Annotated in this window: 14 protein-coding genes; all 14 read left to right on the top strand. The window is 38.4% G+C overall.

Annotated features, from left to right (window positions below; translation table 11 throughout):
* Nucleotides 1-64 precede the first annotated feature (64 nt).
* Nucleotides 65-1,078 (top strand): aminoglycoside phosphotransferase family protein, encoded by a 1,014-nt coding sequence (locus tag MKL62_RS13640; protein ID WP_005111009.1) that lies wholly within the window; start codon nucleotides 65-67, stop codon nucleotides 1,076-1,078.
* Nucleotides 1,078-1,767: an N-acetylmuramate alpha-1-phosphate uridylyltransferase MurU gene (gene murU / locus MKL62_RS13635; protein WP_005111008.1), complete on the top strand. Its 690-nt coding sequence runs from the start codon at nucleotides 1,078-1,080 to the stop codon at nucleotides 1,765-1,767. The genes MKL62_RS13640 and murU overlap by 1 nt, the downstream gene beginning before the upstream one ends.
* Before the next feature lie 87 nt (nucleotides 1,768-1,854).
* Nucleotides 1,855-2,487, top strand: a complete 633-nt coding sequence (gene rsmG / locus MKL62_RS13630; protein ID WP_000553193.1) for a 16S rRNA (guanine(527)-N(7))-methyltransferase RsmG — start codon at nucleotides 1,855-1,857, stop codon at nucleotides 2,485-2,487.
* A 21-nt stretch (nucleotides 2,488-2,508) separates the two neighbouring features.
* The gene (locus tag MKL62_RS13625) at nucleotides 2,509-3,291 is read left to right on the top strand and encodes a ParA family protein (RefSeq protein WP_000057212.1); all 783 of its coding nucleotides are present in this window, start codon (nucleotides 2,509-2,511) and stop codon (nucleotides 3,289-3,291) included.
* Complete coding sequence (locus MKL62_RS13620; RefSeq protein WP_000023429.1) at nucleotides 3,288-4,175, top strand: ParB/RepB/Spo0J family partition protein; 888 nt, start codon at nucleotides 3,288-3,290, stop codon at nucleotides 4,173-4,175. Before MKL62_RS13625 ends, MKL62_RS13620 begins: the two co-directional genes overlap by 4 nt.
* 49 nt (nucleotides 4,176-4,224) lie before the next feature.
* On the top strand, nucleotides 4,225-4,860 hold the full coding sequence (locus MKL62_RS13615; protein WP_000264037.1) for a MotA/TolQ/ExbB proton channel family protein: 636 nt from the start codon (nucleotides 4,225-4,227) through the stop codon (nucleotides 4,858-4,860).
* A gap of 15 nt (nucleotides 4,861-4,875) precedes the next feature.
* A complete protein-coding gene (locus MKL62_RS13610; RefSeq protein ID WP_000669684.1) occupies nucleotides 4,876-5,304 on the top strand; it encodes an ExbD/TolR family protein in 429 nt (142 codons plus the stop codon).
* A complete protein-coding gene (msbA, locus tag MKL62_RS13605; RefSeq protein ID WP_005128798.1) occupies nucleotides 5,301-7,028 on the top strand; it encodes a lipid A export permease/ATP-binding protein MsbA in 1,728 nt (575 codons plus the stop codon). The genes MKL62_RS13610 and msbA overlap by 4 nt, the downstream gene beginning before the upstream one ends.
* 2 nt (nucleotides 7,029-7,030) lie before the next feature.
* Complete coding sequence (gene lpxK / locus MKL62_RS13600) at nucleotides 7,031-8,041, top strand: tetraacyldisaccharide 4'-kinase (RefSeq protein WP_005128796.1); 1,011 nt, start codon at nucleotides 7,031-7,033, stop codon at nucleotides 8,039-8,041.
* A gap of 9 nt (nucleotides 8,042-8,050) precedes the next feature.
* Entirely contained in the window at nucleotides 8,051-8,812 is a 762-nt protein-coding gene (kdsB, locus tag MKL62_RS13595; RefSeq protein ID WP_000680692.1) for a 3-deoxy-manno-octulosonate cytidylyltransferase, read from the top strand.
* 11 nt (nucleotides 8,813-8,823) lie between these two features.
* Nucleotides 8,824-9,804 carry a DNA polymerase III delta subunit-related protein gene (locus MKL62_RS13590; protein ID WP_001075416.1) on the top strand — a complete coding sequence of 327 codons (981 nt, stop codon included), beginning with the start codon at nucleotides 8,824-8,826 and terminating at the stop codon, nucleotides 9,802-9,804.
* 11 nt (nucleotides 9,805-9,815) lie between these two features.
* The gene (locus tag MKL62_RS13585; protein ID WP_001183024.1) at nucleotides 9,816-10,157 is read left to right on the top strand and encodes a PilZ domain-containing protein; all 342 of its coding nucleotides are present in this window, start codon (nucleotides 9,816-9,818) and stop codon (nucleotides 10,155-10,157) included.
* A 17-nt stretch (nucleotides 10,158-10,174) separates the two neighbouring features.
* Nucleotides 10,175-10,948, top strand: coding sequence for a TatD family hydrolase (locus tag MKL62_RS13580; protein ID WP_000497302.1), 774 nt, complete (start codon nucleotides 10,175-10,177; stop codon nucleotides 10,946-10,948).
* Nucleotides 10,949-10,985: 37 nt separating this feature from the next.
* Complete coding sequence (locus MKL62_RS13575) at nucleotides 10,986-11,594, top strand: TetR/AcrR family transcriptional regulator (RefSeq protein ID WP_000375838.1); 609 nt, start codon at nucleotides 10,986-10,988, stop codon at nucleotides 11,592-11,594.
* The last annotated feature ends 6 nt before the right edge of the window (nucleotides 11,595-11,600 follow it).

Here is an 11,600-nt window from a genome sequence, read left to right as displayed (position 1 = left end):
AAAGTTTATAAGTGGCTACACTTAACCCTTCAAAAATCTCAGCTTGTTTTAGATTTTATTGCAAATGAATACACAACGTGAACAATTGATACATACATGGCTTACATCTGTTCTTGAAAATGATCAATTTCAGATCGCTTATTTAGCAGGGGATGCAAGCTTTCGACGTTATGCTCGCATCCAGTTACAAAATAAAACGTATATGCTTATGGATGCACCTCCTGAAAAAGAAGACTGTGTTCCGTTTGTGACCATTGACGAGTTTTTTGCAGGGCATGGGGTTCGGGTACCTCAGATCGTTGCAAAAGATTTAAATCAAGGTTTTTTATTGTTAGAAGACTTTGGTGATGTGCTGCTGTCTACATTGTTAAATGATGAAACAGTTGATCAATATTATGAGCAGAGCTTTAAACAGCTTATTCATTTGCAATCGATTAATGGCGCTGAACACTTCCCGGCTTATTCTTATGAAAAGCTCTTATCGGAAATGCAGTTGTTAACAGATTGGATGTTACCGTCACTCGATATCCATCCAACAGTTGAGCAAAAGAAAACTATTGATGATGCATTTGATTTCTTGGCTCAGGCAGCATTAGCTCAACCGCAAGTTATTGTACATCGTGATTTTCATAGCCGTAATTTAATGAAAATTGCTAATGAAGAAGAGTTGGGAGTAATTGACTTCCAAGACGCGGTTATTGGTGCTGATACGTATGATTTGATCTCGATTACACGTGATGCATACGTGCAGTGGAATGCTGAGCGTGTTTATCAATGGTTTAAAGTGTTCTATGAGCTTTTACCAGCATCTGCTAGACAAAACCGAAGCTTTGACCAATTTAAACGTGATGCTGATTTAATGGCAATTCAACGCCATATCAAAATTTTAGGTATCTTTGTCCGTTTGTTCGAGCGAGATGGTAAGTCTGGTTATTTGAAAGATTTACCACGAGTCATGTGGTATTTACTTGAAGAGAGCCGCGGCTATCATGAGCTTGATGACTTCATGGCGTTTATTCACAGTTCAGTAATGCCTAAATTTATTGAAAAATATGGCCCTTATGAGGTTGCAGCATAATGAAAGCAATGATTCTAGCTGCTGGCTTGGGCAATCGTATGCGTCCACTCACACTATATACACCAAAGCCTCTGCTTGAGGTAGGTGGTAAGCCACTTATTGTGTGGCATATTGAAAAACTTAAGAAAATTGGTGTGACCGAAATAGTCATAAATTCTGCGTGGTTGGCCGATAAACTCATCAGTAGCTTGGGAGATGGCTCTCAATTTGGTGTGGATATCCGTTGGACACGAGAAGAAGAAGGGCTGGAAACCGCTGGTGGAGTTATTAATGCTTTGCCACTGCTTGGAACAGATCCTTTCATTCTGGTGAATGGAGATGTATGGACTACAATGGATTTTGAAGCCCTACGCCATATTAAGTTAAATGATGATTTGGCACATCTTGTATTAGTTGATAATCCTAAACAGCATCCCGAAGGCGACTTTACATTATTAAATGGACGCGCTTTTGCGTTTGATCAAGATGTGAAGGGCGAGAACCTCACTTTTAGTGGTGTATCTGTTATCCATCCTAAGCTTTTTGATGGATTGGAAGCTGGTAAGCGTCCTTTAGCCCCATTGTTGAAGCAAGCGATGCACAATCAAAAAATATCTGGTGAAAAGCTTAAAGGTGCATGGGTAGATGTGGGAACGCCTGAGCGTTTAATGGAGCTAGATTTGCAAATTCGTGAAGGCTTCTACGATTAACTGCGTAATCCCTAATCGTTAACTAGTGTTCCACGATGCATAAATGGGTATACTTTGTTTTAAATTTTACTTAGATGTTATCTGTTTATGCATCCGTTTTTTCAAGAGTTACAACAGGGTAGTCAAAAATTAGGTTTATCGCTTAGCGATGAAGCTTTGACATTATTGTTGAAGTATCAAGATGCTTTGGTACTTTGGAACAAAGCTTATAATCTAACAGCGATTCGTGATCCAAAAGAAATGTTAGTGAAGCATTTGTTGGATAGCCTAAGTATTTTGAAAGATTTGCCAGCAGGTCGTTTGCTCGATGTAGGCACAGGTGGTGGCATGCCAGGCATGATCATTGCTTTATGTCAGCCAGAACGCTCTTGTGTATTGCTTGATTCAAATGGTAAGAAAATTCGTTTTTTGAAACAGTTTATTGCTGACCTTAAGCTTAAAAACGTAATAGCTGTGCAAACGCGTGTTGAAAATCAAGATACAATTGATGAACTTGGCCAATTTGATGTAATAACAAGTCGTGCATTTGCATCATTAACAGATTTTGTTGAGGCTGCGCGTCCATATTTACATGAGCAGAGTATAATTGCCGCGATGAAAGGACTGATTCCAGTTGAAGAAATGGAAGAGCTTAAGCAGGAATTTTCATGTAAAGTGATTGAACTGCATGTACCGAGACTTGATGAACAACGTCATTTACTTTTACTTCAACGAATTTAAATAAAAAGTATTAGGGTTACCATGGCTCAAATTATTGCGATTGCAAACCAAAAGGGTGGTGTTGGTAAAACAACGACTGCAGTAAATCTTGCAGCGTCACTAGCTGTATTGAAAAAACGTGTGCTACTTGTCGATATAGATTCGCAAGGTAATGCTACGATGGGGTCTGGTATTCAAAAGAATGATCTACTTTACTCAATTACGGATGTGTTATTGGGTGAAGTGCCAATCGAAACGGCAATTCAAAAAGCTGAGGTTGGATATAAAGTTTTGGGTTCAAACCGTGAACTTTCTGGTGTCGAGCTTGCCATTGCAGAGCAAGAAGGTCGTGAGTTCATTTTAAAGAATGCTTTGAATGAAATCCGGGACTCATTCGATTACATTATTGTTGATTGTGCGCCTAGCTTAAGTTTAATTACCGTGAATGCTTTAGCTGCAGTAGATGGTGTAATCATTCCAATGCAATGCGAGTACTATGCATTAGAAGGTTTGGCAGATTTAACTCAAACGATCGATCGTATTCAAAAAGCGTTAAATCCAGATTTGGAAATTATTGGTGTTTTACGCACCATGTATGATGCGCGTAATGCCTTAACTCGCGATGTATCTGCTGAGTTGGAACAATATTTTGGTAAGAAACTCTACGACACTGTGATTCCACGTAATGTTCGTTTGGCTGAAGCTCCAGCACATGGTTTGCCAGTAATTTATTTTGAAAAAAGTTCGAAAGGTGCAGTTGCATACTTAAATCTTGCGGCTGAGATGTTAAAGAAAAGTAAAGTGAAGAAAGGAAGTAAAGTATGAGCATCAAAAAACGCGGATTGGCGAAAGGTCGTGGTTTAGATGCATTACTTGGTTCAATTCAAAAAGAAAAATTACAACTAGAAGCTCAAGCGCTTGATCATGGTCAGTTAAAGCAAATTGATGTGAAGTTGTTGAAACGAGGTGAATATCAACCACGTCGTTTTATTCATGAGCATGATTTGCAAGAGTTGGCATCCTCTATTGAAAAACATGGGGTAATGCAGCCAATTGTTATTCGTCCTGTAGATGATGAAGCTCATCCTTACGAAATTATTGCAGGTGAGCGTCGTTGGCGCGCAGCTCAAATTGCTGGATTAACGGAAATCCCTGCAATTGTTCGTGATTTAAATGATCAGGTTGCTATTGCTTTAGCACTTATTGAAAATATTCAACGTCAAGATTTAAACCCGATTGATCAAGCGTTAGCGCTACAACGATTCCATGATGAATTCGGTTTAAGCCATCAAGAAATTGCTGATACAGTCGGTAAAGCAAGAACAACGGTAAGTAATCTATTACGTCTGTTGAGCTTGGCTGATGACATTAAAGAATTTATGCAGCAAGGCCAGCTTGATATGGGGCATGCTCGTGCCATCTTAACTTTAAAGGGCAAAGAACAACTTGAAGTTGCAAAAATTGTAATTGAAAAAGGATTATCTGTTCGTCAGACTGAGCAGTTAGTACGCGATTGGAACGAGCCTAAACAGGAAAAGGAAAAAGCTCCTGTTGCACCAGACATTGAGCAACTAACTCAGAAATTATCAGAACGTTTTGGTGCCAATGTTAAAATTGATCATAACCAGAAAGGTAAAGGTAAGCTTGTTATTCACTATCATTCACTCGATGAGTTAGATGGTATTTTGAATATTTGTTTACCAGATTAATTCTAAGTTAGGTCATATATTTCTAATTTATATTCTTGGGGAAGAAAATATGTGGGAACTTGTGAAAGCGGGCGGCTGGTTAATGCTGCCTTTAATTTTGTGTTCAATTTTAACCGTCGCAATTAGTATTGAGCGTTTTGTACGTTTAAGACGTTCACAAGTTTTACCTAAAGTACTAATGAATGATGGCAGTGCAGATATTTCTGTTGTCATAACAAATTTGGAACAGGATACTAATGCGCAAAGCACGGCATTGGGCAATATTCTAAAAGCTGGTTTTGAGCATCAGGAACATGGCGAACAATTTGCTCGAGCACAAATGGAAGCTATGGCTTCTCAAGAAATTTCTTATTTAGAAAAAAATATTAACTTCTTAGGGACCTTAAGTGCTATAGCGCCTCTACTAGGGCTGCTTGGAACAGTTGTGGGAATTATTGAGTCTTTTTTGGTTATTGATTTTGGTTCGGCAGGTAGTCCTAGTTTAATGATTCCCGGTATTTCCAAGGCTTTGATCACAACAGCAGTTGGTATGCTCATTGCAATTCCTGCACTTATTTCCTATCGATATTTTCAAAGAGTAGTGCAAGATTATATTGCTGAGTTAGAGCAACAATCTACGCTATTTCATGCCTCATTGTTTTACAAACGTTCTTCAGTCATGCAAGAACATCGCCGCGTTGGTTGATGGGTAGATCGCAATATGAAGTTTAAACGTTCTCAGGTTGAAGACATTCATATCAATCTAACACCTATGATTGACTGTTTATTGTTCATTCTAGTGTTTTTATTGTTATCTACCACTTTTAATCAGCCAAGTCGCATCAATTTAACTTTACCAGATGCACAAGGTGTTCCACCAAAACAGTACGATCATAAAATTGAAGTCGTGGTAGACTCTAGCGGACATTACGCCGTGAATGGTCAGGCGCTATCTACCAAAGATGTGGCTGATTTGAGCACTGCAATTAAGCAAATTGCTCAAGAGCGACGTGACTTTATGTTTATCATTGCTGCTGATGCAAAAGCATCCCATCAGGATGTTATTCGTGTTATGGATGTAGCAGGACAACTCGGTTTTGTTAACATCAATATTAGTACCAAAGTTCCTTCTAGAGGTTTTTCTGAGTGAATCAAGATTTTAAGGTTTATTTGCGTCTCATATCCTATTTAAAACCTTATTGGGGCGTGGCCTTATTAGTTCTTATCGGGTTCGGTATGAACTCAGCAACGGAGGTTTCTGTTGCTAAGCTCATTAAATTTATTATTGATGCAATTCAAAATGCGAGTAGAGCGGATCTGGATTGGTTCCCTTTATTAATCATTTTATTGGTATTCTTCCGTGGCCTTGGCCTATTTATGGGGGGGTACTATACGGCTGTGATCTCGCGTAGTTTGGTTTTTAGTATTCGCCAAGAAGTTTATGCAAAACTTCTAAGACTGCCGGCTCAATATTATCTCGATAACTCTTCGGGTCATATTACTGCCAAAATTATGTATAACGTCGAGCAACTTACAGCTGCTTCATCTGAATCATTAAAAACCATTGTTCGAGATGGCATGATTACATTGGGGTTGTTAGGTTATTTGTTCTATACCAATTGGCGTTTAACAATTTGTATTATGGTGTTCTTACCTGTAATTGGGATTTTGGTGCGTAAAGCTTCAAAAAGAATGCGCAAGCTTTCGATGCAAGTTCAGGACACTATGGGTGATGTTAACCATGTAGTGCAAGAAAGTATTAATGGTAATGCAGTTGTTAAAAGTTTCGCTGGTGAAGAGTCAGAACAAGAGCGTTTCTATAAGTCATCGGAAGAAAACTTAAAACGTGGTTTAAAAATGGTGATTGTGCAAAACCTAAATAGTCCTGTTGTTCAAGTGGTAATGGCTTGTGCAATGGCTCTAATTGTATGGTTAGCATTAAGACCACAAATTTTAGGGAATACAACTGCTGGTGAGTTTGTTGCATATATTACGGCAGCAGGGTTACTTTCAAAGCCTGTTAAAAACTTGACAGATGTGAATGAAAAGTTACAGCGGGGTTTAGCAGCTGCACACTCAGTTTTTGAATTATTAGATTTACCTGAAGAGCAAAATAGTGGTGAACTTAAACCGCAGTTGCAAGGTGCAATTCGTTTTGACCATGTTGTACTTAACTATGCTGACAGTACGCAAGCGATTAAAGACTTTTCTTTAGATATTCGTCCAGGCGAAACTGTTGCATTGGTAGGGCGCTCTGGTGCTGGTAAAACTTCTTTAGTGAACATGTTGGTACGTTTCCAAGAAATCTCAAGTGGTCAAATTTATTTAGATGATTTGCCAATACGTGATATTGAGCTTTCAAGTTTGCGTACACAAATTGCAATGGTAAATCAGCAAGTTGTTTTGTTTAACCGAACTGTACGTGAAAACATTGCTTATGGTCAGTTACATAATGCAAGTGATGAAGACGTAATAGCTGCAGCAAAGGCTGCTTATGCCCACGACTTTATTATGAACTTACCAAATGGCTACGATACTGTTTTGGGTGCTCAAGGTCTAAATTTATCGGGTGGTCAACGTCAACGTATTGCAATTGCTCGTGCAATTTTGAAAAATGCCCCAATTCTCATTTTGGATGAGGCGACAAGTGCGCTTGATAATGAATCTGAACACTTTATTCAACAAGCATTTGATGAAGCTATGCAAGATCGTACAACGATTGTGATTGCTCACCGTCTATCAACCATTGAAAATGCGGATCGTATTGTTGTGATGGACCGCGGACAAATTGTTGAACAAGGTACTCATCAAGAATTACTTGCTAAGCACGGTGCTTATTATCAATTACATCAGCGTAATTTTGAGGACCATTAAGTATGTCTTTAGCCCAGCTGATCCAAAATGCATGGAATAAGCAATCAAGTTGGTTGATTGTTTTACGTCCTTTGTCTTGCTTGTATCGTGCTGGGTTTTTACTAAATCGTTATCTTTATAGTTCAGGCTTTAAAAAAGTTTATACCGCACCTGTGCCGGTCATGGTAATTGGCAATATTACGGTGGGGGGAAGTGGAAAAACTCCATTATTAATAGAGCTGGTCAATTATCTAAAGCAGCATGATGTAAAGGTAGGGGTAATTAGTAGAGGCTATGGTGGAGCTGGCCCTTTTCCTATGTTGGTAACATCGGCCAGTCAAGCAGCTGAAGCAGGAGATGAACCTGCTTTGATTGTACAGTCAACTGGCGTACCTATGGCAGTAGGACCCAATAGACAAGTAGCAATCGAGTTATTATTAGCATCGACTAAACTAGATTTAATTATTAGTGATGATGGGTTGCAACATTGGGCATTAGGTCGCCAAATAGAATGGATCGTACTTGATCAAAATCGTGGCCTTGGAAATAGAAAGTTATTACCAGAGGGATATTTACGTGAACCTGTGGAACGTTTAAAAACTAGTACGGTAATTGAGCATACTTTCACACCAACAACTACATTGCATATGCATCTTGATGCAGGCCAGCCTTACTTATTGAATCCTTCTTCGGCAACTGAATTATCATTCAATATTCAAAATAATTACCATGCAGTAGTCGGTATTGGTTTTCCTCAGCGCTTTTACCAAACACTTAAAGGTTTAGGGGTGAAACAATTTCAAGAGCATGCTTTTCGTGATCATCATGATTACAGTATTGATGACCTTCTATTTAATGATGACCAACCTATCATTACAACTGAAAAAGATGCAGTTAAGTTGTTACCATTACTTAAAAAGCATCCAGAATTTAAACGACCTATTTGGGTCGTGCCAGTTAAAGCTGTTTTGTCTGAAGAGTGCTATCAGGTTTTAAATCAGCAATTGCAAAAGCTTGATATTCAAATATCTTAGGAAGAAAAAATGAAACATATCGTCATTCCAGCACGCTTCTCAAGTTCGCGTTTGCCAGGTAAGCCATTGTTACTTATTCATGATCGTCCTATGATTTTACGTGTAGTGGATCAAGCAAAAAAAGTTGAAGGTTTCGATGACCTATGTGTAGCAACGGACGATGAACGTATCGCTGAAATATGTTGTGCAGAGGGCGTTGATGTTGTTTTAACAAGTGCAGACCATCCATCGGGAACAGATCGTTTAAGTGAAGTTGCTCGTATTAAAGGATGGGATGCTGATGACATTATTGTAAATGTACAAGGCGATGAGCCATTACTGCCAGCCCAGCTTGTTCAGCAAGTTGCAAAGCTTTTGGTTGATAAGCCAAACTGTTCAATGTCTACATTATGTGAGCCTATTCATGCGTTGGATGAATTTCAGCGTGATAGTATCGTAAAAGTAGTCATGTCTAAACAAAATGAAGCATTATATTTTAGTCGTGCAACTATTCCTTATGATCGAGATAGTGCTAAACAAGCTGAACCAACTTTACATAGCCAAGCATTTCGTCATTTAGGTTTATATGCTTATCGTGTGAGCTTATTACAAGAATATGTTACATGGGAAATGGGTAAACTTGAAAAGCTCGAGAGTCTTGAGCAATTGCGTGTTTTAGAAAATGGACACCGTATTGCTATTGCTGTAGCAGAAGCGAATTTACCACCAGGTGTTGACACTCAAGCAGATCTTGATCGTTTAAATAATATGCCTGTTGAGTCTTTTGAGTAAGCGTTAATTTAATGAATCAGAATGTGACTTCTAAGGTTTATCCGTGGCAACAGACAATGTGGGAAACGTTAACAACACGTTTTCCTAATATTGGGCATGGCTTATTATTTTATGGTAAACAAGGTTGTGGTAAACATGCTTTTGCTAAGCATTTCTTAGCGTGGGTACTTTGTTTAAATAAACAACCTCAAGGTGCTTGTGGTGAATGTAGTAGCTGTCAATGGTTAAAATCAGATACGCATCCAAACTATGTTCATATCACGACAGATGAAGAAAATAAAAAACAGAATGCAAAAATTAAAATAGAAAAAATTCGAGATTTATTGCCATTTGTACAACAAACTGGTGAGGGATGGCGTGTTGTTGTTATTGAGCCAGCTGAAGCTTTAAATCTTGCGTCATCAAATGCGCTGCTAAAAACCTTAGAAGAGCCAGGTGAACGCGTCGTTTTAATCTTGTTGGCCGATCATTATTTGAAATTACCGGCAACCATTCGAAGTCGCTTACAGCATTTTGCTTTAGACCGTATTTCATATACAGAAGCCACATCTTATCTAAATGAACATTTAGCGGAAACAGCATCTGTACCACCTGAATTATTGCTAGGCCTTTCTAATGATATGCCGTTGCAAGCAGTTGAAATTGCGACTAGTGATTGGTTTGCTAAAAGACAGTCTTTTTTAGAAGATTGGACTAAAGTTGTAAATCAAAAAAATATGCCTTTATTTTATTCGGCTAAATGGCAAAAAGAACTCAACTTTAGTGATTTTATGATGCTTCTTGAATACTTGTTAGGGGATTTAATTTGTGTCAAGCTCAATCAACCACAGAAAAATATTGATTTACAGTTCGATCAATTAGCGCAAAACTATAATTTAGAAAGCTTATTCAGTCTTTATGAGGAATTACAGCAATCTAAAAGATTAGTTGAACAGAATGTACAAACACAACTCATCATAGATCAACTTTTTATAAAATTAATGAACGTTTAAGGGGAACACTAATGCAACCACAAATGGGTGGAATTATTCAGGTCAATATTCCAGATAGAGCAACATTGCAAGCAAGTTATATGGGATATGTACAAGGTGGGGGCTTGTTTGTACCATCGAAGCAAAAAGTGAAGATGGGTCAGGAAATTTTTATTTTAGCTACGTTACCAGAACAATCACAAAAAATTCCTTTAACTGGTAAAGTAGTTTGGATTTCACATAAGCAAAGTGGATTTAAACCGCAAGGTTTCGCAATTCAATTGAGTGGTGATAAAGGAATTTACTATAAAGCTGAAGCTGAGCGGATTTTAGCTGGTAGTATGTCTTTAGATCGCCCAAGTTATACCATGTAAGCAGATAGGAAAGAACAGTGTTTGTTGATACCCATTGCCATTTAACAATGTTAGATTTAACGCCTTATAACGGTGATTTAGATCTAGCACTTGCTGCTGCGCGAGCAGAAGGTGTTTCTAAGTTTATGGCAATTTCAGTTGACCTTGATGATTATATTGCTTTAGCTGAAATCGCAAAGCGTCATGAAGATGTGGGGTATACGGTAGGCGTACATCCGTGTGAGGATGTTGATACTATGGCTCGAGCAACGACTGAGTATTTGACTGAATTGGCTCAATCAGAAAAGGTGTGGGCTTTAGGTGAAACAGGTTTAGACTATTACCACAGCACTGACTTTATTAATGAGCAAAAAGATTGTTTTGCTCGTCATATTCAAGCCTCTAAAAATGTTAAAAAACCAGTAGTTGTTCATACACGTTCAGCAAAACATGATACGGTGGATATTATTCGAGCTGAACAATCTACACATGGTATTTTGCACTGTTTTACTGAGGACTGGGAAACAGCAAAAGCTGTATTGGACTGTGGTTACTATATTTCCTTTTCAGGAATTGTTTCATTTAAAAATGCTCAAGATCTACGAGATGTAGCCAAGCAAGTTCCTTTAGATCGGCTTTTGATTGAGACAGATAGCCCTTATTTGGCTCCCGTACCATATCGTGGTAAAACGAATGAACCAAAATATGTACCTTATGTAGCGAAAGCACTAAGTGAGGTATATGATAAGCCAGTTGAGGAAATTGCAAGAATCACCTCGCAGAATTTTGAAAATTTACTTAAAGCGATTTAACTTATAGAAACTATATAAAGAGAGTAATTGCGTGAAGATGGACCGTCAAGCTCAGTTCCGAGCAAGAGAAGCATTAATATTTCAAGTTGCGGAACAGTTGTTGTTAGAAAATGGCGAAGCCGGAATGACACTTGATGTGCTGGCTGCTGAGCTTGATTTGGCAAAAGGTACTTTGTACAAGCACTTTCAAAGTAAAGATGAATTGTACATGCTATTAATTATTCGTAATGAGCGCATGTTACTGGAAATGGTTCAAGATACTGAAAAGGCTTTTCCAGAACATTTAGCTTTCTTTATGTTGCATCATTTGCACCATCCGGAAAGAACAGTGCTGTTTCACCAAATTGAAGAAAAGCTTTCAATTACTGCCCAAGGTGTGCACCATCTTTTTAATGAACTCTACCAAGTGAGAAAGCAACGCTTACGTATTATTATTCGTATGACTGATCACTATTTAGAGTCAATCCAGAGTCATATGACTACACGAGATTACTTGGCTTCAATTTGGTCACTCACTCATGGAGCTGCTGCAATTCTGAATTCAAGCTTTTATCAACGTTATTTGGGTTCAAGAGATACTTTACGAGTAGCCTATATTGACCAGGCATTAGCCTTACCCAAACAAGCAGTTGAGCAGTATGCTTAATAGGTC

This window comes from Acinetobacter sp. AOR01_HL, from assembly GCF_027855455.1.
Taxonomy (GTDB): domain Bacteria; phylum Pseudomonadota; class Gammaproteobacteria; order Pseudomonadales; family Moraxellaceae; genus Acinetobacter; species Acinetobacter baumannii.
The sequence above is the reverse complement of the archived record's forward strand: the minus strand, read 5'-3'. Positions and strand labels throughout refer to the sequence as shown.